We start from the raw sequence: 24723 nt of genomic DNA, 5'->3' as shown, positions 1-24723 counted from the left end.
GTTCTCCCCTAATCAAAAGTTATTTTTGTGTAGCTATTGGGCTAACTCCGCTCGTAGTTTTTTCGCTACCTGAACCATTACTTGTAATTGTTCGATAGTTTCTTTCCAACCACGCGTTTTTAAGCCGCAATCCGGATTCACCCATAAACGTTCTTTCGGAATTACCTTCAATGCTTTACGTAATAAATGCTCAATTTCATCAGCTGTCGGTACTCGAGGGCTATGAATATCATAAACACCCGGACCGATATCATTCGGATATTTGAAATCGGCAAATGCCGTGAGTAATTCCATATCCGAGCGCGACGTTTCAATCGTGATCACATCCGCATCAAGCCCCGCAATCGCCGGTAAAATATCATTAAATTCCGAATAGCACATATGCGTATGGATCTGAGTATCGTCTTTTACCCCCATATAACTTAAACGGAATGCTTCGCCCGCCCACTGTAAATAAGCGTCCCAATCCGCACGTTTAAGCGGTAAGCCTTCCCGAATCGCCGGTTCATCGATCTGAATCACTTTAATACCGGCTTTTTCCAGATCCAACACTTCATCGGAAAGCGCCACGCCAATTTGCTTACATACCGTAGAACGAGAAATATCGTTACGCACAAACGACCATTGTAAAATCGTCACCGGACCGGTTAACATTCCCTTCATTACTTTATCAGTCAGGCTTTGAGCATATTGCGACCAACGCACTGTCATTGGCTCAGGGCGAGTCACATCACCATAAATAATCGGTGGTTTTACACAACGCGAACCATAGCTTTGCACCCAACCAAATTTCGTGAAAGCAAAACCGTCAAGTAACTCACCAAAATATTCCACCATATCATTACGTTCCGCTTCGCCGTGAACCAGCACATCTAAATCCAGTTCCTCTTGCTTACGCACAACAAATTCAATTTCTTTTTTCATCGCCGCTTCATAATCTGCAAGAGATAACTCGCCTTTTTTGAATGCGGCACGGGCGTGACGAACTTCAAGTGTTTGCGGAAATGAACCGATATTGGTTGTCGGAAGCAGCGGTAGATTCAGCCATTTATTTTGCAACTTAATTCGCTCTGTAAACGGTGATTGACGCTTATCCGCATTCTCCGGTAAATTTGCCAAACGTTGTGCTACTTCCGCTTTATGAATTACTTTGCTATTTGCTCGTGAGTCTGCCGCTTTTTGGCTTTCATTTAGTTGCTCTGCGACCGGTTCTCGCCCCGCATTTAGTGCCTGTTTTAAAACCTGTAACTCATCTACTTTTTGTAAGGTAAACGCTAACCAACTATATAACTCAGGATTATTTTGTTGTAGTTGCGTTTCTACCGCTAAATCATAAGGCGTATGCAACAGCGAACAACTCGGTGCAATCCATAGACGCTGATTAAATTTCGCTTTTAAAGGCTCTAATACATCCAATACACAGTTTAGATTTGCACGCCAAATATTACGCCCATCAATCACACCGGCAGAAAGCACTTTTGGATAATCCTCAAACGCATCAAGTTGTTCCGGCGCACGCACTAGATCAAGATGTAAACCATCTACCGGCAACGCTTTTAATAACGCAGCGTGTTCTGCCACCGAACCAAAATAAGTTCCCAATAATAGTTTTGCATTAACTTTGGATAACTGGGTATAGACCTCCTGATAAGCGGCAAGCCATTCTTGCGGTAAATCTAATGCTAATGCAGGTTCATCAATTTGGATCCATTCCACACCTTCAGAGGCTAATGCCGTTAAAATCTCGAAATAAACCGGCACAAGTTGATTGAGCAAATCAAATCTATCAAATGCCTCTCCCTTTTCCTTACCTAACCATAAAAACGTTAGTGGACCGACAATTACCGGCTTAACTTGATGTCCGGCAGCTTTCGCTTCACGAATTTGATTCACATAATGCGCCGGATTCGCCTTAAATTCGGTATTTTTCTGAAATTCCGGTACGAGATAGTGATAGTTGGTATCAAACCATTTGGTCATTTCAATCGCAAACTGTTCTTTATTACCACGAGCTAATTGGAAATATTGATCAAGTGTCAGATTTTGGCTATCAAAGCCAAAACGAGCCGGTATCGCACCGGTTGCCACTTGGAGATCTAAAATATGATCGTAAAACGTAAAATCCCCTACCGTTACAAAATCCACATTAGCTTCTGACTGATGTTGCCAGTTTTTCTCACGCAATGCTTTTGCTAAATCAAGTAAATCCTGTTCGGCTAATTCTTCACGCCAGTAACGTTCTTGCGCAAATTTTAATTCACGTTTTGCTCCTATACGAGGGAAACCTAAAGTATGTAATGTTGTCATATATGCTCCTGCTATTTTGTTATTTGAGCCAACTTAGTGACTGAACTAAGCGCCACACCAAAATAATGCAAGAACAGAAAACATTATGCAAATTCATAAATTTCAACTTAATTATGAATATTTTAAATATATCTTTAGTGCAATCTGCTGAAAAAAACGAAAAAAGTAAGAAAACTTATTGTGCAATAGCTTATCGCTCCACTATTTTCCCTTAATAACCCAACAATTATGAATCTGTTTATTTCGTTCAAAGTCCAAAGGTAAAGTTTTATGGGAAATTTCGACCGCACTTAGTCCGAGTTCTTCCAAAGCGGTGAAATCCATTTTGAATCCCCTTTTATTATTGGAAAAGATGATTGTTCCATCGGTTCGCAAAATGCGTTTTAAATTTCGTAGTAATTTTATGTGATCCCGCTGTACATCCCAACTATCTTCCATTCGTTTGGAATTGGAGAAAGTCGGTGGATCGACAAAAATTAAATCAAATTGGCGATCACATTTTTCCAGCCATTGTAAGCAATCCGCTTGAATGAGTTTATGCTGTTTCCCTTCCAAGTCATTCAAAATCAGATTTTGCTCTGCCCAGTTGAGGTAGGTGTTCGACATATCCACGGTAGTGGTTGATTTTGCCCCGCCGAGTGCCGCGTGAACCGTGGCAGAACCGGTGTAAGCAAACAAATTCAAGAAATCTTTCCCTTTCGCCAATTCGCCTATCATTTTGCGGGTAAGACGGTGATCTAAAAACAACCCCGTGTCCAAATAATCCGTTAAATTCACCCAAAGTTGCGCTCCGTACTCATTGACATAGAAATACTCGCCCTTATTGGCTAGTTTTTCGTATTGATTCGTTCCTTTTTGTTTTTGACGAACTTTTAAAATCAACTTGTTGGTTTCTACGCCTGTTACTTGCAATGTTGCCGTCACGGCATCCAATAAACGTTGGCGGGCTTTGTTTTCATCGATATTTTTCGGTGCGGCGTATTCCTGTACAACAATATGATCGGCGTAACGATCTACGGCAAGATTATATTCCGGCAGATCCGCATCATATAGACGATACGCATCCAAGCCTTGTTGTTTCGCCCATTTTTCAATTTTCTTGATATTTTTTTGTAAACGGTTGGCAAAATCCACTGCCACCGCTAAAGTGCGGTTAAATTCAAGAGCGTTTTCGACCACACTTTCCTCGCGCTGGCGATCCGAAATTTGATAATTTTTCTGTACGCAATCAAGCGGCCCGTTTTTCGCTTTGAATTGGCGGGCGGCACGCATTCGTAGGCAGTCAAGCAAGGTTGATTCACTGCTGAAAATAGAGGCATTCCACCCACCAAATGCTTTTTTCAATCGTTGTCCAAAGACAGAATAAAGCGCAATCAACGCCGGCGTTGTGCCTAAACGTTCGCCATAAGGGGGATTGCAAATCACGGTTCCCGTTTCATTCGGGCTTGGATTTTGCAATGCGGCAACATCACCTTGTTGCCATTTGATTAAATGCGCAACACCTGCATTTTGGGCATTACGTTGGGCTTTTTTCAGAACACGGCGATCAAGATCGAAACCATAAAAGTGCGGTTGAATTTCACCTTGTTTTTCTTCTGCACGCACAATAGCTTCTTCTTTCACTTTTTCCCAAGCGGTTTGATTATGCCCTTTCCAAAAATCAAAGCCCCAATGTAGCCGATGTAACTGTGGTGCAATATTGGCTTCCATTTGTGCCGCCTCAATGAGCAATGTACCTGAACCGCACATTGGATCCACCAATGGCGTGCCTTGTTGCCAGCCGGAACGTAACACAATGGCAGTCGCCAAAGTTTCACGCAATGGTGCTTGACCGGTATCTTCACGATACCCCCGAATATGTAGGGCTTCGCCACTCAAATCTAAGGAAATGATTAATGTTTCACGATTCAAATAGGCGTGAACACGCACATCCGGCTGCATTTTATCAACGTTTGGACGGGCTTTTCCCTTGCGTTCAAAATGATCCACAATACCGTCTTTCACCCGCATTGCGCCAAATTGGGTATGGCGAATTTCTTGATTCGTGCCGTTGAAATCCACAAAAAAAGTCACGCGTTCATCAAATTGTGCCAACCAATTAAAACCTGACACGGCGGCATAAAGATCCAGATCACTGTAAATTTTGGTTTCAATTAAAGGCAACAAAATACGTGAAGCCAAACGCGACCAAAGCAAGGTGCGGTAAAGAGTTTCATCATCTGCCTGAAAATGCACACCGCCTTGTACAACTTTTGTATCCATTGCACCCAGTTCGGTTAGTTCAACTTTGAGCATTTCTTCAAAACCACGGGATGTAGTGGCGAATAATTGTTTCATTGGAAGGTTCTCGGTAGGGAAAAATTGGGGCGGATTATAACATAAATTTGTTTTTCACTGATGTGGGTTACTTTTACTGCTCTACGCTTGCATTTAGTGTCATTATTTCCTTACATTTAGCCATTACACAATAAAGGGAAAGTAGGGACGCCACGCTGGCGTCCAAAGTAAATATACAAATAATTTCAATAGGTTAAGATCATGGACGCCAGCATAGCGTCCCTACCAATCACGTTATTTTCTCTTTGTGCATTTACTACATAATAACGCAGTAAAAAGTAAGTTATTCCAAAAACAAATCACTTACTCAAACACTGCGTATAACTGTCCGCTGTGGCTTGTAAGAAATTCACATAGGCATTTTCGCCGAGTTGCACGCTATCGCCCATTGGATCTAAACGCCCCACATTCACTTTTGTACTTTGAGCGAGGGAGTCGATGACTTTCGGGGTGAATTGAGGCTCGGCAAACAGGCAATTTACACGATGTTCTTCGATTTCTTCTTTAATATGGGCAATGGTTTTCGCCCCCGGTGCGACTAAGGGGTTAATGGTGAAATAACCGGTTTGCGTTAAGCCGTAGGCATCATTGAAATAGCCATAAGCATCGTGAAAGACAAAAAAGCCTTTATTGGCGAAAGGGGCGAGTTGGGCTTTAATTTTGTCGCTTTGTTGTGCCAAAGTGCGGTTAAACTGCGCAAGGTTTTTGGCGATACGCTCTTTTTTATCGGGAAATTGGATCGTGAGTTTATCTGCCACTTTTTGTGCCACCATTTGGCTTATCGCCGGTGAATACCAAATATGCCAGTTGGTTGATAGTGCTTTGTGTTGATGATCGTAATGATGTGCCTGATGATCTTCCTTTTCTTCGTGCGAATGATCGTGATGTGCCTTAGAGAGCAAAGGCTCAATCCCTTCAAGTTCGGCAATGGTAATCACTTTTTGCGGATCAACTTGCTGAATCGGTTTACTTAAAAACGAATCAATATCTTCCCCCACCCATAGCACTAAATCCGCCGATTTTACTTTTTGAATATCGGATAATTTTAAACTGTAATCGTGCGGAGACGCACCGGCAGGAACAAGCACTTGTGTGTCGGTGACACCATTTGCGATGGAGGAAGCGATAAAGCCAAGTGGTTTAACGGAAACCAGCACATCGGCATTTGAAATCATCGGAAGCGTTAAAAGTGCGGTTGAAATTGCGCTAATTTTTAATGTTGTTTTCATTTGTTCTCCTTTTATTTATTAATAATGATTCTCAAATAGGCGCATAAGCCTACGCTTTTTAAGGCAAATTGCAACCACTTTATGCAAAAAGAAAGGCAACTTTCGCTGCCTTCGTAAAAAAACTTATTTTTTGAGTAATTTATCAATTACACGGGAAACGGCAAAAAATCCAAAAGTTGCCGTGATCATTGTTGCCGCACCAAATCCATTTGCACAATTCATCGTGGCGGAAATTTCACACCCTTCCCCCATTTTCGGGAAAATTAAAGGTTGGGTCGAAAAGACGGCATCTACCGCAAATTTACGTTGTGGATTTTGGGTGAAATTAAAATCCTTACGCAAAACCGACCGCACTTTGGCAAGTAACGGATCTTGAATGGTTTTGCTTAAATCGGCAATTTGAATTTGAGTCGGATCCGTTTGTCCGCCTGCTCCCCCAACGGTGATAATGTTAATTTTATGACGTTTGCAATAAGCAATCATTGCAGCCTTGGTTTTCACGTTATCAATCGCGTCAATCACGTAATCGTAACCACGGTTGAGATAATCCGCTTGGTTATCCGGTGAGATAAAATCATCAATAATATTGACGATACATTCCGGATTAATCAACTTCACACGCTCCGCCATCACTTCTGTTTTCAGTTTGCCGATGTTGCCACTCAACGCCGGAAGTTGGCGATTAATATTGGTCACGCAAATATCGTCCATATCAATCAAGGTGATCTGCCCGACCCCGGAACGGGCTAGCGCTTCCACCACCCACGAACCCACACCGCCAATACCCACCACACAAATATGTGCTTGGCGAAGTCGGCTTAAGCCTTCGGGGGTATAAAGCCGCCCGATACCGCCAAAGCGTTGTTCATAGTTATCCACGCGTGCCATTAATTCAACACCCAAACACGGCCATAATGTTTTGAAAGACCGGCAATATGTCCTGCTTGATCGCCAATGCCACGGTATAAATCAAAATGGTGACCGTTTACCGCACCGCCCACGTCAAGTGCGACCATAAGATGTAATTTATGTGTGCCTTTCCAATTGCCGTCATTATCAATATCCGGTACTTCAACCAATAATACCGTACCGGACGGAATCACATTGCGATCGGACGCCACCGCCGCCATTGGTACAAGCGGCACACCGGCAGAACCTTTTACTTTTCCGCTCGGATCATTTTTGAAGAACACATAAGACGGATTTCGTTCTAACAATCCTTGCACGCGGGAAGGATTTGCTTTCCCCCAATCACGAATAGCTTGAATGGACATTTTTTCTTTTGGAATTTCACCGTCTTCAACCAGTAAACGCCCTACCGCTTGATATTTAAAGCCATTTTGTCCGGCATAGGCAAAATAGTTTAGGTTGCCGTTACCAAAATCCACATAACCACTGCCTTGCACACCGAGCAAAAAGTTATCAAGCATTGAATCACTGTAAGCCAGCTCCAAGCCTTGTCCCGCCAATGCGCCTGCATAAATTTGCGCACGGGAAAAACGTTTATTTGTCGGCATTGCATAGATCGGATGTTGGAATTTTCCTTGCGGTGAACGGCGGGCGTGGATAACCGGCGAATAATAGCCTGTCATTAATACGTTTTGATAACCGTCAAAGCCTTTCATTATTTGTGGAGAAATACCGTATTGCGAGAGTTCATCCACATTCGCACCGGAAAGTACCCAATTGGTAATTTTTTGATAGTTGCCGTAAAAACGATCGGATAACCGACCTGAATAGGCTTTAACATTAGAAAGCTGGGTTAAAAAATCCCCCTGATTTACGACCGCACTTTGATTTTCTACACGGGCAACGGGCGATAGAATACTTTGTTGATAGCTTCGACCACTGTATTTTGCGCCAAATTTTTGCGGGTCATCCCCTGTTGGCGTAAGAATTGAGGTATTTCCTTTAGTTGAAGAAACTTTACTTGGTGAACCACTACAAGAAACTAAAATCGAGGTGGCAGCTAACACCGAAAAAATTTTAACGCTGAAATGTTGATGAAATTTCATTCTTCAATTCCTAAATAAAACGGATATTCATAAGGGCGCATACGCTATCAAAAAATATTCAAAAGCTCTAGCACTATTTCCTGATAATGTTCAATTTATAGGCGTTTTGTTTATTAAAAAAACAAATAAAAAATAAAATTTTGTTTAAGACTTGCAAAAATTTTTTAAGCAGGTATATTGTCCGCCGTCAGACGCGGGGTGGAGCAGCTTGGTAGCTCGTCGGGCTCATAACCCGAAGGCCGTCGGTTCAAATCCGGCCCCCGCAACCAGATTTTAAAGCACCGATATTAATTGGTGCTTTTTCTTTATGTAAGGTATGAAAAAGGCATTTTCCTTAAATGGGGAAATGCCTTTCTTTTTATTTAATGGCAATATGCACGGTAATTTCTTCTCTGTCGTGATACAAATGTTTTGCTTGAATTTCAAAACGAAGATTATTTTTCACCAATTTATCCGACAACCTTTCCAAGCACTGTATCACCTCTTGATAACGTTTTTTCATCGGTAATTTTAGGTTGAAAATCGTTTCCCGACACCAACCATTAACCAGCCATTTCCCGATCAAATCGGCAATGCGGCTCGGCTGTTCTACCATATCGCACACCAACCAATCAATGCGCTTACGTTTTGGCGGCTGAAATTTAAATCCATCCTCAGCACAATGTTCTATTCGCCCTGTCTCGTGCAGACTTTCTGCCATTTTGCCGTGATCCACCGCATACACAAACAAACCTCGTCTGACGAGTTGGTATGTCCAACCACCGGGGCAAGCCCCTAAATCAACGCCTGTCATCTGTTCATTTAGGCGTTTACTTTCTTCTTGGCGGGGAATGAAAGTTAAAATCGCTTCTTCTAATTTTAAGGTGGAACGACTTGGTGCTTCAGCCGGAAATTTCAAGCGGGGAATGCCCATAAAATGCTCTGAATGATTATTCGTGTAAGAATATCCCACATAGCAACAGTTCGACTTTACAAAAAAACAATGCAAAAATTGACCGCTCTTTTGTGTTGCCGTTGCCGAAAGCCATCCCTGCTTTTTCAAGGCTTGGCGTAGCGGTACGGTAAGTTTTCGACAAAATGTGGAAAGTGATTTTGATTCGTTGGTATCCGCCGTTTCAACAAAAAGTGTTGTGGATTGGTTGAAGTTTACTTGTTTTGAGAGTTGAACAAATGCTGAGATGATAGGGCTGATTCGATCCTCAGGATTTAAGTTTTCCAATAAATCGGACACCACCAACATTTGGCGGGCGAAAATGAGTTGATGAAAAGGAATCTCCCGAGCCAAGCGATCTGCCTCGTTCGGTTGGTAACATTCAAAAATCACATAACCCGAATTTTCTTGCACACGGGCAAAACCAAATACTCCCAAACCTGCCGCACGATCGGTGATTTCTGCAGCAACTTCTTTTTCAAAACCGGGGCGACAATATAATGCTAGTTTATTCATTTTCTTCTTTTTTTACTGATTCAATAATCCAATGGCGGAATGCCTGAATTTGTACATCATCAAGGCGATCGAGATGATTGACAACATAGAAGGATTTGGGATCGGGAAAATCTGTTTCCAATACCACCTGCAATACGCCCTGTTCGATTTCTTGCAAGGCAAGTAAGCGATTGGCAAGTACAATGCCTTGTCCGTGAATTGCCGCTTGTAATGCCATAAAAGTGTGGCTAAAGAGTGGGCCTTGCTGAATGTTTAATTCCTCTAACGCCAAATAATCCGCCATCGCACGCCAATTATCACGGGTATGGGTGTGAATGAGTGTATGGTGTTTCAGATCTTCTTTGCGATGAATTGGATTTTTAGCCAATAATTCCGGCGACGCCAAAATCAGCAAACTCTCTTTCCCCAGACGATCAACCTGCAAATTTTGCCAATTTCCTTTGCCATAATAAATGGCAAGATCAATTTCTTTATTAAGCAAGCCTTCGTCTTGATCGACCCCTTTTAAGCGAACTTCAATTTCGGGATGAAGGCGATTAAATTCACTTAAATGAGGAACCAACCATTGAATACCAAAGGTTTGTGGCACGCTAATACTCAAATAAGGATCATTTTTTAAGGCAAGCAGCCGCTCTGTTGCTTCATTCAGTTTACGTAGAATTTTATTTACATCGGCAAAATAAATTTTGCCAAATTCAGTTAATTCTAAAGAACGATTTTTTCGTTTAAACAATTCAACGCCTAAAAAATCTTCTAATAATTTTATCTGGTGACTCACCGCCGCTTGCGTAACAAAAAGTTCATCTGCTGCTTTGGTAAAGCTCAAATGCCGTGCCGCAGATTCAAAAGATTTCAGTGAATTCAAGGGAGGCAAACGTTTATACATAATTCTTCCAAAATATAATTTTTCTGTCTATAATATGCAGGTTTCTGTTCAGATTAGTTTTTTTAATCTATCAAATAAAAAAACATCATTTGTTCTTACTCTCTCTACTCCCTACAATGCGCCCATACTTAACGATTGGTAATTCTTTACTAGTTAATGAGTTTCGAACTTAAGTATGATGTTGTGTTTGCATATAGTTCGGCAAGCCCGAACTTGAGTAATAAAATTGTTACTCGTTTACTTCCTGTATAATTTAAACCTCTTGGTTAAACGCTACTCTTTTTGAGTGGCGTTTTTTTTGATGCGCATCTTAACATATCCCCTTTCTGTTTTCCTATTTAACTTCAAAAAGTTTAAATAACCGCTGCTTTTTTGAGAAATCGCAAAAAATTTGGGCACAGAGGTTTTAATGCTCAGAATAATGGTGTAGATTAACTCCCATTTCTGTAAAACATCATACTTAAAGGAAGCAAAATGAAAAACTTAGACTGGAACAACCTCGGCTTTAGCTACATAAAAACAGACTACCGTTTTATTGCCCATTGGAAAGATAGCAAATGGGACGAAGGCAGACTCACCACTGATAACACGCTACATATCCACGAGGGTTCAACCGCTCTTCACTACGGTCAACAATGCTTTGAAGGTTTAAAAGCCTATCGTTGCAAAGACGGCTCTATTAATTTATTTCGTCCTGATGAAAATGCTAAACGTATGCAACGCACTTCCGCTCGTCTTTTAATGCCACAAGTCCCAACTGAATTATTCGTCCGTGCTTGTAAAGAGGTAGTCAAGGCCAATCAAGAATGGTTAGGGCCTTATGGTTCAGGCGCAACCTTATATTTACGTCCATTCTTAATTGGAGTTGGCGAAAATATTGGCGTAAAAGCCGCCCCTGAATTTATTTTCTCGGTATTTTGTTGCCCCGTTGGTGCGTATTTCAAAGGTGGACTCGCCCCTTCTAACTTTATTACTACCGAATATGATCGTGCCGCGCCAATGGGAACAGGCGGCGTAAAAGTGGGTGGCAACTATGCGGCAAGCCTTCTCCCACACGAATTAGCTATCGAACAAGGCACAACAGAACGCAAATTTGCCGATGCGATTTATCTCGATCCGAAAACCCATACAAAAATTGAAGAAGTGGGGGCGGCGAATTTCTTTGGTATCACCAAAGATAACAAATTTATCACTCCTGCCTCAGAATCTATTTTGCCGAGTATTACAAAATATTCCCTCCTTTACATCGCGAAAGAGCGTTTAGGAATGGAAACCATTGAAGGCGATGTGTATATCGATCAACTTGATCAATTTGCCGAAGCCGGTGCGTGCGGTACTGCCGCAGTCATTACACCGGTTGGCGGTATTCAACATAAAGATAAGTTCCACGTGTTTTATTCCGAAACCGAAGTAGGCCCTGTCACCCGCAAACTTTACAATGAATTAACCGGCATTCAATTTGGTGATGTTGAAGCACCGGAAGGCTGGATAGTAAAAGTTGAATAATTTTCTTGCTTTTCAAAGTGCGGTTATTTTTAACCGCACTTTAATTTTATCTTTCATTATGAATTTCTAAATTCGTGGCATCTTTCTCACGCTTTTTCTTTGCCGAATCATTACGTTGAGAGGCGATGTTGTCGAGGTATTCCGCTGTAATATCACCGGTAACGTATTCACCGGTAAATACGGAACAGTCGAAAGCCTGAATCGTTGGATTTTCTTCTTGAACCGATTCGGTCAATGCACTGAGATCTTGGAAAATCAGTTTATCCACGCCAATTAATTTGGCGATTTCATCTACATTTCGACCGTAAGCGATAAGCTCCTCTTTGGTTGGCATATCAATACCATACACATTCGGATAGCGAATTTCCGGGGCGGCGGAGGCAAAATAAATCTTTTTCGCGCCGGCGGCTCGTGCCATTTCAACAATTTGCTCTGAGGTAGTGCCTCGCACGATAGAATCATCTACCAACAAAACATTTTTATCTTTAAATTCGGCTTTAATGGTATTTAATTTACGGCGAACAGAACTAATACGCTGTGCTTGTCCCGGCATAATGAAAGTCCGTCCGACATAGCGATTTTTTACAAATCCTTGGCGGTAAGGCTTATTCAGTACATTGGCAATTTGTAGGGCAATATCTGTGGAGGTTTCCGGCACAGGAATCACCACATCAATATTGTCTAATTCAGCCTGCCATTCACGGGCAATTTTTTGCCCTAAGCGTTCGCCCATATGAACCCGTGCCGCATAAACGGAAACACCGTCCATAATGGAATCCGGTCGGGCAAAATAGACATATTCAAAAATACACGGATTTAAGACCGCACTTTCTGCACATTGCTGTGCAAAAAGTTTGCCATCGAAGGTTACATACACCGCTTCGCCCGGCGCAATATCACGTACAAAATCAAACCCTGCGACATCCAATGCCACGGTTTCGGAGGCAAACATATAATCGGTTTTGCCGTTTTCTTCACGCTTCCCAAGCACTAAAGGGCGAATACCAAAAGGATCACGAAAGGCAACCATACCGTGTCCGATAATCATCGCTAAACAAGCATAAGCCCCCCGCACATCTTTGTGGGTTTTACTGACGGCATAGAAAATATCCTGTGGGTCAAGATGATCTTGCGGAATGTTATCGAGGTGATTGGCGAAAATATTTAAAAGTAATTCGGAGTCGGAATTGGTATTGACGTGGCGGCGTGCGGTTTTGAACACTTTTTCTTTTAATTCGGTGGAATTGGTCAGGTTTCCGTTATGAACTAGGGTGACACCATAAGGCGAGTTTACATAGAAAGGTTGGGCTTCCGATACGCTTGAACTCCCAGCCGTGGGATAACGCACGTGTCCCATTCCGGCATTGCCCTGTAAACGTAGCATATGTTCCTGTCTAAAAATATCGCTCACCAAACCATTCGCTTTGCGTAAGCGAAAACGATTTTCATCGTCCACCGTAACAATGCCCGCCGCATCCTGTCCACGATGTTGCAACAATGTTAATGCTGCATAAATAGATTCATTAACCGGAGTTTGGCTAACAATACCGACAATACCACACATTTCTATGATCCTTATTGATGAAGTGTTGAATTTAAAAAGCTGGAACTTTCTTGAAGTTGTTGGAAAAACCATTCAATAATAAACCCGAAATGCGGAATCAATGTTGATTCTTTCCACCATTGGGTTTGTTCAAAGTTTGTGAAGGTATCCAAGAAAAATAAGATGGCGGCAACAATCAATGTCCCACGTAATAGTCCAAATGCTGCGCCCAATACGCGATCTGTCCCGCTTAAACCGGTTTTATCCACTAATTGTGCGATCACAAAATTTACAATTGCGCCGACAATTAAGGTGAGAACAAACAAAATGCCAATTGCCGTACCGTTACGCACATAAGTGGATTCAATTTGTGTTAAATAAGTGGCGAGATAAGGATAAAATTGGCTTGCCACAATAAAGGCGACTACCCAACTTCCCAGTGATAGCACCTCTCGCACAAAGCCACGTAATAAACTGACAATAATGGAAAAGGCAATAATGCCAATGATAATGTAATCGATCATTAAAAAATCTCTCAATAAAAAGAGCTGCCTAAAGCAGCCGGCGTATTCTACAAAAATAAAGTCAAAAAGAAAACGTTTGCGTGACTAAATTTCCCGCCAAAATGTGCGATCCAATCGCTGTTCCGCTTTCTTTAAAACTTCGGCTAAATGTTGGTATGTCGGTTTGTCTTGCACCCTTGGTAAGGGTTCTTGGATTTTTTTCAGGCGTTCGCAAATATCATAAAACCAAACCGCACTTTGTGATTCCAAAGGCGATGTTGCACGTTTACCCAACCAATACAACCCTTGCAAAGGCATAAGCAAAGCAAAAAGTGCGGTCAAAATTGCCAATGAAAATGCCATCATATCCTGTTTGGCATAAAGCTGCTGCCACACCACCGAAAAGACGGCAATTAACGGCATTGTTTTTCGGGCGAAGCAAGTCGCTTTGATAATACGGTTTTCAGGGAAAATAATGCCTAATTTAGGCTCTTTTGGCCAAGTGTTAAGATAAATTTGCCCTTGTTTAAAAATAGAAAAAAACGCCATAAAAACTTCCTTAAAAATAACCGCACTTATGATACTTCAGTTCAATAAAACTTTCTATTCATTCAAATTGATGAAAATTTCATCTTTTTTAATTTGAAGTCTGATTTTTCTTTCCGTGTGAATTTATTTTATCGTGCAAAAGGTGTATTCTATGCGGGCTTTTGGTTTGTTCGCCAACAAATAATGACGGACAAATTTCTATCAACTTCAATCTAGAAGGTTTCTTATGTCAAAACTTGTTCTTATCCTTAATTGCGGTAGCTCATCACTAAAATTCTCAATCCTTGATCCTATTTCGGGCGATGAAAAATTATCGGGTTTAGCCGAAGCATTCTATTTGCCGGAAGCCCGTATTAAATGGAAATTGCACGGCGAAAAAGGACAAGCGGACTTAGGTGCGGGTGCGGCACACACTGAGGCGTTGAACTTTATTGTGGAAAATATTTTCACGAAAGATCCTGCATTACAAAACAGCATTTCCGCTATCGGTCACCGCATTGTTCACGGTGGTGAGAAATTAACAAAATCAATGTTGATTACCGATGAAGTCGTTAATGAAATCGAAAATGCCATTCAATTTGCTCCACTTCATAATCCGGCTCATTTAATCGGTATTCGTGAAGCCTTCAAATTATTCCCTGCATTAAAAGATAAAAACGTTGCTGTATTTGATACCGCATTCCATCAAACAATGCCGGAAGAAGCATTCCTTTATGCCTTACCTTACTCTTTATATAAAGAACACGGCGTTCGCCGTTATGGCGCACACGGTACCAGCCATTATTATGTCAGCCGTGAAGCGGCAAAACGTTTGGGGATCGCAGAAGATAAAGTCAACGTGATTACTTGCCATTTAGGCAACGGCGGTTCTGTTTCTGCCATTCGTCACGGTGAATGTATCGACACCTCAATGGGTTTAACCCCATTAGAAGGTTTAGTAATGGGTACCCGTTCCGGTGATATTGATCCGGCAATTATGTTCTATATGCACAAAACCTTGGGAATGTCCGTAGATGAAATCGAAACCACATTAACCAAAAAATCCGGTCTTTTAGGTTTAACCGAAGTAACCAGTGACTGCCGTTATGCGGAAGATAACTACGATTCCGAAGTGCCGGCAAAACGTGCGTTAGATGTATATTGCTATCGTTTGGCAAAATATATCGGTTCTTATATGGCAGTGATCGGCGAACGTTTGGATGCTATCGTGTTTACCGGCGGCATCGGTGAAAACTCTGCACACGTGCGTGAAATTACTTTAAATCACTTAAAACTTTTCGGTTATCAAATCGATGAAGAACGCAACCTTGCCGCACGCTTTGGTAACGAAGGCGTGATTACAAAAGACGGTTCATCAGTTGCAATGGTTATCCCAACCAACGAAGAATTAGTGATCGCACAAGACACTGCAAAACTTTGTTTCTAATCAATCTACAAACTGCCGAAAAATTCGGCAGTTTTTCTTTATCATTCAAAATTAATTAAGGTTTATTATGTCCCGTACTATTATCCTTATTCCGGTCAGTACCGGTGTCGGTTTAACCAGCGTAAGTCTTGGTTTAATTCAATCTCTTGAACAAAAAGGTGCAAAAGTAGGTTTTATGAAACCTATTTCTCAACCTAATTCCGGTGAAGATCAACTGGATCGCACTACCTCTATCGTACGCTCCAGCACCACACTTGAAACCGCTGAACCGTTTATGTTAAGCGTGGCGGAATCATTAATTGGTCAAAATCAATCGGATGTCTTGTTAGAAAAAATCGTTGAAAATCATCAACAACTTTCTAAAAACAACGAAATCATTGTTGTTGAAGGCTTAATTCCAACCCGTAAACACGGCTATGCCAACAGCATTAACTATGAAATTGCTCAAGCATTGGATGCAGAAATCGTTTTAGTCGCTGCCCCATCAACAGAAACGCCGGCAGAACTAAAAGAACGCGTAGAAGCAGCGGCATCATTATTTGGCGGCAAACACAATCCAAACCTATTAGGGGTGGTGGTTAATAAATTCAACGCGCCGATTGATGAATCAGGCCGTACCCGTCCGGATTTAACAGAAATTTTCGACTCCTTCCAACATAGCGATAACAGTAAATCCGAACTCACCAAACTCTTTTCCAAAGGTGCAATTAAACTTCTCGCTTGTGTGCCTTGGTCTGCGGATTTAATCGCCACCCGTGCAATCGATCTAGTCAAACATTTAGGTGCAACGATTATTAATGAAGGCGATATTAACCGCCGTATTCGTGGTATTACTTTCTGTGCAAGAAGTTTGACTAATATGGTGGAACACTTCCGTGCCGGTAGTTTATTGGTGGTTTCGGCTGACCGTCCTGATGCGATTGTTGCTGCCGCACTTTCCGCCTCAAACGGGGTTGAAATCGGCGGGATGTTATTAACCGGTGGCTATAAAATTGACGCACAAATTAATAAACTTTGCCAACACGTATTTGAATCAACCAAATTGCCAATTTTCCGTATTGAAGGAAATACGTGGCAAACCGCATTAAGCCTACAAAGTTTCAATCTTGAAGTGCCGGTTGACGACAAAGAACGTATTGAAAACATCAAAGACTATATGAGTCAACAATTCGATTCACAATTTATCGATGGCTTGGTTGCTGCCTCAACACGTTTGCGCCGTTTATCACCACCGGCATTCCGTTTCCAATTAACGGAATTAGCCCGTGCAGCGAAAAAACGCATTGTGCTTCCTGAAGGGGATGAACCTCGCACCATTAAAGCTGCCGTTCTTTGTGCAGAACGTGGCATTGCCGAATGTGTTTTATTAGCCGATCCTGCTTCTGTTCAACGTGTTGCAGAATCTCAAGGCGTTCAACTCGGCAAAGGTATTACCATCATCAACCCTGCCGATGTGCGTGAAAACTATGTCGATCGTTTGGTTGAACTTCGTAAAGCCAAAGGAATGACCGAAGCGGCAGCCCGTGAACAATTAGAAGATACGGTTGTACTGGGTACAATGATGTTAGAAGCAAACGAAGTGGATGGTTTAGTCTCCGGTGCGGTTCACACCACGGCAAACACTATCCGCCCACCAATGCAAATTATCAAAACAGCACCGGGTAGCTCTATTGTTTCCTCTATTTTCTTTATGTTGTTGCCGGATCAAGTATTGGTTTATGGTGACTGTGCGGTAAACCCTGATCCAACCGCAGAGCAATTAGCGGAAATTGCCATTCAATCCGCCGATTCGGCAAAAGCCTTCGGTATTGATCCAAAAGTGGCGATGATCTCTTACTCAACCGGTACATCAGGAAGCGGTGCCGATGTGGAAAAAGTGAAAGAAGCGACACGTATTGCGAAAGAAAAACGTCCGGATTTATTAATTGATGGTCCGTTACAATACGATGCGGCAGTAATGGAAGATGTGGCTCGTTCTAAAGCACCAAATTCCCCTGTGGCAGGTAAAGCAACCGTGTTTGTGTTCCCGGATTTGAACACCGGTAACACCACCTATAAAGCGGTGCAACGTTCTGCGGATTTAGTCTCTATCGGCCCAATGTTGCAAGGTATGCGTAAACCGGTGAACGATTTATCACGCGGTGCCTTAGTCGATGATATTGTGTACACTATTGCATTAACCGCAATTCAAGCGACACAAGCATAATCTAAAACAAAGATGAAAATGACCGCACTTTTTTGAAGTGCGGTCATTTTTTATCGAATCTTTAAAACTCAATAGATTTCAACAATGTTAAAAGTTGCAATCCAATCTCTCTCCGCCAGCCCACTAATAAATCGGGCAATTTAGCCTGCGATTCATTATGCAACCAAACCCACTTTATGAGATCTTCCAAACTTCGTTTACTCGCCAAAATCTCCAAAGTTAAACCTTGAGGCGTTAATTCGTAGGCTTTTTCTTGCAATGAACGAATAGCCTTTTTATAACGCGGATCATCTACAACCCGCACAATTCGTTTCGGATAATCGGAAGGATGAACACGGCGTGCCTGCGCCAGAAGTTGCAAAATTTTCTTGCCTCGAATCCGTATTTCATTATTGCTCAATCCCATTTCTAACATTTCGGATGTATTGCGGGGATTGTATTTTGCCACTTTCCATAAATTCTCGGATTTCACCACGTAAGAAAGTGCTAAATCCCGAGCCATTGCCACTTCCTGCCGCCATTGGGCAAGAATTTTTAAACGGGCAAGTTCTAAGGGATTTAATTTCCAAGCATTTGGAATCTCTAAATAAGCCTTTTCGGGATCACGGGTTTGCAATTTCTCTGTTTTTGCCAACATAAGTTCACAATCGGCTTGCACCGCCTCATTCCAAGGACTTTCGGATAATTCTTTTTGCAGGCAATGATAAAGCGGCAAGAGATACCAAACATCTCCGGCGGCGTAATGTAACTGTGTTTCCGATAAAGGTCGCTTAATCCAATTTGTTCGGGTTGCGCCTTTATCCACTTCAACCTTCAAATATTGTAATACCAATTTTGCCAAGCCCACCGAATTTCCCAATCCCAGAAAACGCGCCATAATTTGTGTATCAATCATCGGTTGTGGCAATTGGTCAAATTCTTGCAGAAAAACCAACAGATCTTCACTGCAGGAATGAAGAATTTTTAGCACATTATGATCTGCCAACAAGGCGGTAAAAGGTGAAAAATCGGTGATTGCCAAAGGATCTATCAGGGAAACACGCTCTCCATCATAAAGCTGAATAAGCCCTAATTTGGGAAAATAGGTGGAAACACGCACAAATTCGGTATCCAAAGCAACCGCACTTTGCTGCCGTGCTAAAGTGCAAATTTCAGCCAGAGCTTGATTACTTGTAATCAATGAAAAGTGCGGTTGATTTTGACATTCTTTTATCATGATATGTAAGCTCAAATGAAAGAACAAAAATGGGATATTGCTATCCCATTATTTAATGATTGATTTAGTGTGATGCACGTTTTGCCATTTCTTCATCACGCAATGCACGGCGTAAGATTTTGCCTACATTGGTTTTCGGCAATTCATCACGAAATTCAATTTCTTTTGGTACTTTATAGCCGGTTAAATGCTGACGACAATGTTGGCGAAGTTCATCACGTGTGAGGCTGTCATCTTTTTTCACCACAAAAATTTTGATGGTTTCACCGGAAACTTCGTGTGGTACTCCAATAGCCACGGCTTCTGCCACTTTATAATTCAACATCACTACATCTTCAATTTCATTCGGGTAAACATTAAAGCCGGAAACCAAAATCATATCTTTTTTACGATCAACAATACGCAGACTATAAGATTCATCCATCACAACAATATCGCCCGTTGCCATCCAGCCGTCTTTTAATACCTCATTGGTTGCTTCCGGACGTTGCCAATAGCCTTGCATAACCTGTTCACCTTTGACCCATAATTCGCCCGGCTCGCCAATTTGTGCTTCGCTGCCATCATCTTTAATAATTTTAATATCCGTATTGGGTACAGGCACGCCAATCGTGCCATTATGTTTCACCACATTCACCGGACAAGCGGCAATCAATGGTGAACATTCCGTCATTCCATAGCCTTCAATAATGTTGCAACCGGTTAAATCGTGCCAGCGGGTTGCAACGGATTGTTGAATCGCCATACCGCCGCCCACAGAAAGTTTTAATGCTGAAAAATCCACTTCTTTGAAGTTTTCATTATTCAATAATGCATTAAACAAGGTGTTTACTCCGGTGATCGCCTCAAATCGATATTTTTTCAGTTCTTTTACAAATCCGTCAATATCACGGGGATTGGTAATTAAGATTGCCGTCACCCCCAATTCAAGGAAAAGCAGGCAGTTTACCGTTAAGGCAAAAACGTGGTAAAGCGGTAATGCGAGAATGGCAGAACGTGCGCGTTTGTGATCACCGATAAACGGTTCGGCAATCCATTTGGCTTGGAAAACATTGGTAATAATATTGCCGTGGGAAAGCATTGCGCCTTTTGCGACACCGGTAGTACCGCCGGTATATTGCAAGAAAGCCAAATCATTACGGGCAACTTCAGGACGAACATATTGGCGATATTTCCCGATACTCAATACTTCACGAAAGGTGACGGCGTTTGGCAACTTATATTTAGGCACTAATTTTTTGATGTATTTCACCACAAAATTAACCAACGTACGCTTGCCAAAAGAAAGCTGATCGCCCATTCGGGTCAAAATAACGTGTTTGATATTCGTATTGAAGACGATTTTTTCAAGCGTGGAGGCAAAATTAGACACCACGATAATGGCTACCGCACCGCTATCTTGTAACTGGTGTTCAAGTTCACGTGGTGTATAAAGGGGATTTACATTCACGGCGATCAATCCTGCACGTAAAATCCCGAAAAGGGCGATGGGATATTGCAATAAATTTGGCATCATTAATGCCACGCGATCGCCACGTTTTAACTTAAATTCATTTTGTAAATACGCCGCAAAAGCACGGCTGCGTTCTTCTAATTTACGAAAGGTAAGCACTTGCCCCATATTGATATATGCCGGACGGTCGGGGTGTTCACGCACCGCTTTGTCAAACATATCAAGAATTGATTCATATTTTGATGTATCCAGAAATTTTTCTGAACCTTCCGGATAATTTTGAAACCAGATTTTTTCCATTTTGTTAGCCTTATAATTTTGGAAAACGAAGGGCGGATTCTATCACTTAATTCAAATAATAGCGAATTTCAGGTTCACGATACCAAGGGCGGTAATGTCGCCAGCCCCATAAACCCCAATCATCCCATTCATCCATTGGGTAATAATAGCTTTTAGTTAATGTCCAAAGGCGGTAATTTGAAACCTGAATAATCGGATAAGTATAATCTGCCTGTTCGATTTTAGCTTGCTCTTTTCCGGATAATTGACCGCCAAGAGTGATATAACGATCTTTAAGATTTTCAGGATCAATAAAGCCATCAAAATAAGCGATAAAACGTCCCTCTGAGGGCGATTCAACGAAGGGTTTACCCGAATAAGGCGAAATCGGCAAACTCAATATTTCCACTTTCGTTTTATCCGGTAAGGCTTCGGATCGAATAATTTTTCCGCCTAAACGCACTGTTTTACAATGACAATTTAGATCTTGAGGTGAAATTTGGCGGTAACTCGTGATAGAAAATCGTTCTTGCTCCAACCCTTGAGGGGGCGTAACACAACCGACCAATAGCAATGAAAGTGCGGTCAAAAATAAGGTGATTTTTCCGTTCATTTTTCCTCCATCATTCTTATTCCCGTCCCGGAAGTTTTTTCCAAGTGACTTCATTACGTAAATATGTCGGTTCAATTTCCAACGCTGAAATCATTTTTTGCTGTAACCATTCAATACGCGCTAATTCCAACATATACAAGGCATTTGGTAATTCAATATCACTGCCAATAAGCTGTTTTTCCACAAATTGAGGGTAAGCATTCCAGCCTGTTCCCACTCGAAAAACGCTGTGATCCGTTAATTGAGCAATCACCGATTCCGGTGGGCATACCTGTTCGGCAATTACTTCCCGCCATTGAAAAAATTCCCCCAAATCCGACCGCACTTTTTCCCGCTTCAAGTGGGAAAAATACACTTCGTTCATTCTTGCATCAATGGCTGCCGCAACATTTTCCACTTGATGTAATTCAAAAGCAGCTTGAGCCATTGCGGTTAAATTAGAAACGGGGATCACCGGTAAATCTGCGCCCAGTGCCAACCCTTGGGCAATACCCGCCCCAACACGAACCCCCGTAAAACTACCCGGCCCTCGCCCAAAAGCAAGCGCATTGACTTGATGAAGCCGAATCCCTGAATTTGCTAAAATCTCATCAATCATTGGCAAAATACGTTTTGTGTGGGTACGTTGTGCCAATTCATTTAAAAATGTTTTTTCTCCCTTATGCAACAGGGCAACGGAACAAGCCTCTGTGGAGGTATCTAATGCCAATAAAGTTAAATCTGTCATTTGTTTTCTCAATTATTTATTTTGTAAGAATTTTATCACTTTGTTGAGATCGCGGGTACGTTTAGAATTTGGCAAGCTCTTCAAAAAAGTTTCACCATAATTTCTCATCACAAGACGATTATCACAAATAATCACAACGCCCCTGTCCGTCACATCTCGAATAAGCCGTCCTACGCCTTGTTTTAAGGTAATCACGGCTTCAGGAATTTGAATATCGTTAAAGGGATCGCCACCTTGCAAACGGCAATCTTCAATTCGTGCTTTGAGTAAGGGTTCATCCGGTGCAGTAAAAGGGAGTTTGTCAATAATCACTAATGAAAGTGCATCACCACGCACATCCACCCCTTCCCAAAAGCTGGAGGTGGCAACTAACACGCTGTGAGGTTCTTTCGTAAACTGTTCCAATAATTTTCCTTTTGAGGTTTCACCCTGTAAAAGAACGGAAAGATCACTGTTTTCCCTAAAATAGTCGGCTAAACCACGCATCATCGAATAAGAGGTGCAAAGCACAAAACATCGCCCTTTATTAGCTTCAATCACCGGTAAAAGCATTTCTCCAAGTGTCTTCAAGGTGTGGCTTTGATTGGTATTGGGTAAATAACGGGGAACGCAAAGTAATGATTGTTCCGCGTAATTAAAAGGGCTTGGCAAAATTTTCTGTGTAGCATTTTCAATGCCAAGGCGTTGGCAAAAATGATCGAATGTTCCCCCAACTTCTAATGTTGCGGAGGTAAAAATCCACGCGGCTTCTTTTGTAGATAATTGTTCCCCAAATTTATCCGACACTGTTAGCGGTGTAATATGCAAACCAAACTGCCGTCCATTTGCCTCAAACCAGTAGCAATAACCCACAATATTTGTGTCGGCTAAACGCTTTAATTGATTTTTAATTGATTCAACCCGTTCAAAAATACTATCAAGCGTTTGGGAACGACCAAGTGCCGGCTTTATCACTTCAGAAAGAAAATCAATTTTTTCTTGCAATAATTCAAAAGCTTTTTTTACCGCACTTTGAGCATAAAACTCACGCCAATTTCCTCTTATGTTATTTTCTTCCCCTAATAAAAGACGAAAATCCTGCACAACTTTTAATAGAGTATCAGCGGTTGTACCCAATTGTTGCTGGTCTTTTAATTCCGTACGGTAAACGATATTAATATCTTTGCATAAATCAAAAAGTTGGCGGGAAGTTAAAGATTGCCCAAAATATTGGCTGGCAATATCAGGGAGCTGATGTGCTTCATCAAAAATAATCACTTCCGCATTGGGAATTAATTCACCAAAACCGCTTTCTTTCACCGCCATATCGGCAAAAAATAAATGATGATTAACCACAACCAGATCCGCATTCAGTGCTTTTTTTCGAGCCGCTGCAACATAGCAATCACTGTAATTAGGGCAATCCGTCCCTAAACAGCTTTCTGCCGTACTGGTCAATTGTGGGATAATGGGACTATCTTCAGCGAATTCAACACATTCGGTAAAATCACCTGTTTTCGTACTATTATTCCATTTACGCACTTTGGTCAAATCGGCTAAAACAGATTTATCCCCAAGCACGCCTTGGGCAATAACCTGTTCCAGACGTTCTAAACAAAGATAATTTGATCGCCCTTTTAATAAAGCGACCTTACCGCTGAATTGAAGGGCTTTCTTAATTGCCGGAAGATCCCGATTAAAGAGTTGATCTTGAAGATTTTTAGAACCGGTAGAAATAATCGTTTTCTTGCCAAAAACTAATGCCGGTGCAAGGTAAGCAAAGGTTTTTCCCGTTCCGGTTCCCGCTTCAATGACAAGAGAGGATTTATGATGAATCGCCTTGCCGATAGCCTGCGCCATATCTAACTGTTCCGCTCGAGGACGAAAATTTTTAATATTTTGGCTCAGTACACCTTCAAGGGAAAAAATATCAGAAATTTGCTCGTTATAATTCATTCGTTGTCAAAAAATTTTTTGCGTAAGTCTAACAAAACTCACTGTCACCGTATATGAAAAAATGATGAGGTTATTATTTAACTTGTTTTATTCCGTCCCTTCATCTCAAAGGAAAGTTTTACACGAAAAGTGCGGTCTATTTTTTGAAAATTTTTATGGTTTTATTTTGAGGTAGAAGGAAAACGGATAGAAATGCATTTTGATGGTTAATTATTCTTACGGTAAGAAAACGTGGCTCGTTATTAGAGGTTTGCGGTTGCTCATTTCAATTCGGTTTGCTATATCATCAAGACCATCAATACAAAAAAATACCCTAAAAAACACCCTAAATAACATTCCCAATAACACTTCAAATTAAATTTGCCATTTAAATTACGCTTTCTTAAATAATCTTTGCTTTTGAATAATGGGATTGAGTTTCTTTACAATAAAAATCAAAGCGTTTATGTTCTTTGATTAGTATCTTTCTACTTCTACGGTATTTCTACTTTTACGCTATTTATTTTGCCCCGATGTTATTTGCTCCCAATGCAAAAATCCCCTCAA

At 41.5% G+C, this 24723-nt stretch carries 18 protein-coding genes and 1 tRNA gene; 4 read left to right on the top strand and 15 right to left on the bottom strand.

All coding sequences use genetic code 11. The features are described from left to right. Positions 1–33 precede the first annotated feature (33 nt). The 5 genes from metE to mltA all read right to left on the bottom strand — a co-directional run bounded on the left by metE (position 34) and on the right by mltA (position 7888). Positions 34–2307: a 5-methyltetrahydropteroyltriglutamate--homocysteine S-methyltransferase gene (gene metE / locus BKL49_RS06270; RefSeq protein ID WP_077423759.1), complete on the bottom strand. Its 2274-nt coding sequence runs from the start codon at positions 2305–2307 to the stop codon at positions 34–36. A 201-nt stretch (positions 2308–2508) separates the two neighbouring features. Then, positions 2509–4644: a bifunctional 23S rRNA (guanine(2069)-N(7))-methyltransferase RlmK/23S rRNA (guanine(2445)-N(2))-methyltransferase RlmL gene (gene rlmKL, locus BKL49_RS06265; RefSeq protein ID WP_077423758.1), complete on the bottom strand. Its 2136-nt coding sequence runs from the start codon at positions 4642–4644 to the stop codon at positions 2509–2511. Positions 4645–4943: 299 nt separating this feature from the next. Next, positions 4944–5873, bottom strand: coding sequence for a zinc ABC transporter substrate-binding protein ZnuA (znuA, locus tag BKL49_RS06260; protein ID WP_077423757.1), 930 nt, complete (start codon positions 5871–5873; stop codon positions 4944–4946). A gap of 123 nt (positions 5874–5996) precedes the next feature. After that, positions 5997–6761 carry a tRNA cyclic N6-threonylcarbamoyladenosine(37) synthase TcdA gene (gene tcdA / locus BKL49_RS06255; protein ID WP_167367126.1) on the bottom strand — a complete coding sequence of 255 codons (765 nt, stop codon included), beginning with the start codon at positions 6759–6761 and terminating at the stop codon, positions 5997–5999. Further along, the gene (mltA, locus tag BKL49_RS06250) at positions 6761–7888 is read right to left on the bottom strand and encodes a murein transglycosylase A (RefSeq protein ID WP_143530822.1); all 1128 of its coding nucleotides are present in this window, start codon (positions 7886–7888) and stop codon (positions 6761–6763) included. The genes tcdA and mltA overlap by 1 nt, the downstream gene beginning before the upstream one ends. A 192-nt stretch (positions 7889–8080) precedes the next feature. Between mltA and BKL49_RS06245 the strand changes: the two genes are divergently transcribed. Continuing rightward, a tRNA-Met gene (locus BKL49_RS06245) sits at positions 8081–8157 on the top strand. A gap of 89 nt (positions 8158–8246) precedes the next feature. Here BKL49_RS06245 and rlmM read toward each other — a convergent pair. Both rlmM and BKL49_RS06235 read right to left on the bottom strand, forming a co-directional pair. Beyond that, positions 8247–9335 (bottom strand): 23S rRNA (cytidine(2498)-2'-O)-methyltransferase RlmM, encoded by a 1089-nt coding sequence (gene rlmM / locus BKL49_RS06240; RefSeq protein ID WP_077423756.1) that lies wholly within the window; start codon positions 9333–9335, stop codon positions 8247–8249. Further along, positions 9328–10221, bottom strand: a complete 894-nt coding sequence (locus tag BKL49_RS06235) for a transcriptional regulator GcvA (protein ID WP_077423755.1) — start codon at positions 10219–10221, stop codon at positions 9328–9330. Before BKL49_RS06235 ends, rlmM begins: the two co-directional genes overlap by 8 nt. 474 nt (positions 10222–10695) lie before the next feature. Here BKL49_RS06235 and BKL49_RS06230 point away from each other — a divergent pair, with 474 nt between their 5' ends. Continuing rightward, positions 10696–11727, top strand: coding sequence for a branched-chain amino acid aminotransferase (locus BKL49_RS06230; RefSeq protein ID WP_077423754.1), 1032 nt, complete (start codon positions 10696–10698; stop codon positions 11725–11727). Between the two features lie 46 nt (positions 11728–11773). On the opposite strand, the gene purF is transcribed toward BKL49_RS06230, so the two are convergent. The 3 genes from purF to yfbV all read right to left on the bottom strand — a co-directional run bounded on the left by purF (position 11774) and on the right by yfbV (position 14322). Then, positions 11774–13291, bottom strand: a complete 1518-nt coding sequence (gene purF / locus BKL49_RS06225; RefSeq protein WP_077423753.1) for an amidophosphoribosyltransferase — start codon at positions 13289–13291, stop codon at positions 11774–11776. 11 nt (positions 13292–13302) lie between these two features. Further along, entirely contained in the window at positions 13303–13794 is a 492-nt protein-coding gene (locus BKL49_RS06220; RefSeq protein ID WP_077423752.1) for a CvpA family protein, read from the bottom strand. 84 nt (positions 13795–13878) lie between these two features. Then, positions 13879–14322 carry a terminus macrodomain insulation protein YfbV gene (yfbV, locus tag BKL49_RS06215; RefSeq protein ID WP_077423751.1) on the bottom strand — a complete coding sequence of 148 codons (444 nt, stop codon included), beginning with the start codon at positions 14320–14322 and terminating at the stop codon, positions 13879–13881. A gap of 226 nt (positions 14323–14548) precedes the next feature. Here yfbV and BKL49_RS06210 point away from each other — a divergent pair, with 226 nt between their 5' ends. Both BKL49_RS06210 and pta read left to right on the top strand, forming a co-directional pair. Next, positions 14549–15748: an acetate kinase gene (locus BKL49_RS06210; protein ID WP_077423750.1), complete on the top strand. Its 1200-nt coding sequence runs from the start codon at positions 14549–14551 to the stop codon at positions 15746–15748. 67 nt (positions 15749–15815) lie between these two features. Beyond that, positions 15816–17954 (top strand): phosphate acetyltransferase, encoded by a 2139-nt coding sequence (pta, locus tag BKL49_RS06205; protein ID WP_077423749.1) that lies wholly within the window; start codon positions 15816–15818, stop codon positions 17952–17954. A gap of 61 nt (positions 17955–18015) precedes the next feature. Here pta and rnd read toward each other — a convergent pair whose 3' ends face one another. The 5 genes from rnd to yoaA form a co-directional block, all read right to left on the bottom strand. Beyond that, complete coding sequence (gene rnd / locus BKL49_RS06200) at positions 18016–19170, bottom strand: ribonuclease D (RefSeq protein ID WP_077423748.1); 1155 nt, start codon at positions 19168–19170, stop codon at positions 18016–18018. A gap of 64 nt (positions 19171–19234) precedes the next feature. After that, the gene (gene fadD, locus BKL49_RS06195) at positions 19235–20923 is read right to left on the bottom strand and encodes a long-chain-fatty-acid--CoA ligase FadD (protein ID WP_077423747.1); all 1689 of its coding nucleotides are present in this window, start codon (positions 20921–20923) and stop codon (positions 19235–19237) included. 46 nt (positions 20924–20969) lie between these two features. Next, positions 20970–21515 (bottom strand): Slp family lipoprotein, encoded by a 546-nt coding sequence (locus BKL49_RS06190; RefSeq protein WP_077423746.1) that lies wholly within the window; start codon positions 21513–21515, stop codon positions 20970–20972. 16 nt (positions 21516–21531) lie between these two features. Continuing rightward, on the bottom strand, positions 21532–22242 hold the full coding sequence (tsaB, locus tag BKL49_RS06185; protein ID WP_077423745.1) for a tRNA (adenosine(37)-N6)-threonylcarbamoyltransferase complex dimerization subunit type 1 TsaB: 711 nt from the start codon (positions 22240–22242) through the stop codon (positions 21532–21534). 12 nt (positions 22243–22254) lie between these two features. Further along, on the bottom strand, positions 22255–24177 hold the full coding sequence (gene yoaA / locus BKL49_RS06180) for a DNA repair helicase YoaA (protein ID WP_077423744.1): 1923 nt from the start codon (positions 24175–24177) through the stop codon (positions 22255–22257). Positions 24178–24723: the final 546 nt, after the last annotated feature.

This window comes from Rodentibacter myodis, assembly GCF_001999305.1.
Taxonomy (GTDB): Bacteria; Pseudomonadota; Gammaproteobacteria; order Enterobacterales; family Pasteurellaceae; genus Rodentibacter; species Rodentibacter myodis.
The sequence above is the reverse complement of the archived record's forward strand: the minus strand, read 5'-3'. Positions and strand labels throughout refer to the sequence as shown.

Coding starts and splice junctions, on each gene's coding strand:
- metE (WP_077423759.1), bottom strand. CDS start 2,307: ATGACAACATTACATACTTTAGGTTTCCCTCGTATAGGAGCAAAACGT.
- rlmKL (WP_077423758.1), bottom strand. CDS start 4,644: ATGAAACAATTATTCGCCACTACATCCCGTGGTTTTGAAGAAATGCTC.
- znuA (WP_077423757.1), bottom strand. CDS start 5,873: ATGAAAACAACATTAAAAATTAGCGCAATTTCAACCGCACTTTTAACG.
- tcdA (WP_167367126.1), bottom strand. CDS start 6,761: ATGGCACGCGTGGATAACTATGAACAACGCTTTGGCGGTATCGGGCGG.
- mltA (WP_143530822.1), bottom strand. CDS start 7,888: ATGAAATTTCATCAACATTTCAGCGTTAAAATTTTTTCGGTGTTAGCT.
- rlmM (WP_077423756.1), bottom strand. CDS start 9,335: ATGAATAAACTAGCATTATATTGTCGCCCCGGTTTTGAAAAAGAAGTT.
- BKL49_RS06235 (WP_077423755.1), bottom strand. CDS start 10,221: ATGTATAAACGTTTGCCTCCCTTGAATTCACTGAAATCTTTTGAATCT.
- BKL49_RS06230 (WP_077423754.1), top strand. CDS start 10,696: ATGAAAAACTTAGACTGGAACAACCTCGGCTTTAGCTACATAAAAACA.
- purF (WP_077423753.1), bottom strand. CDS start 13,291: ATGTGTGGTATTGTCGGTATTGTTAGCCAAACTCCGGTTAATGAATCT.
- BKL49_RS06220 (WP_077423752.1), bottom strand. CDS start 13,794: ATGATCGATTACATTATCATTGGCATTATTGCCTTTTCCATTATTGTC.
- yfbV (WP_077423751.1), bottom strand. CDS start 14,322: ATGGCGTTTTTTTCTATTTTTAAACAAGGGCAAATTTATCTTAACACT.
- BKL49_RS06210 (WP_077423750.1), top strand. CDS start 14,549: ATGTCAAAACTTGTTCTTATCCTTAATTGCGGTAGCTCATCACTAAAA.
- pta (WP_077423749.1), top strand. CDS start 15,816: ATGTCCCGTACTATTATCCTTATTCCGGTCAGTACCGGTGTCGGTTTA.
- rnd (WP_077423748.1), bottom strand. CDS start 19,170: ATGATAAAAGAATGTCAAAATCAACCGCACTTTTCATTGATTACAAGT.
- fadD (WP_077423747.1), bottom strand. CDS start 20,923: ATGGAAAAAATCTGGTTTCAAAATTATCCGGAAGGTTCAGAAAAATTT.
- BKL49_RS06190 (WP_077423746.1), bottom strand. CDS start 21,515: ATGAACGGAAAAATCACCTTATTTTTGACCGCACTTTCATTGCTATTG.
- tsaB (WP_077423745.1), bottom strand. CDS start 22,242: ATGACAGATTTAACTTTATTGGCATTAGATACCTCCACAGAGGCTTGT.
- yoaA (WP_077423744.1), bottom strand. CDS start 24,177: ATGAATTATAACGAGCAAATTTCTGATATTTTTTCCCTTGAAGGTGTA.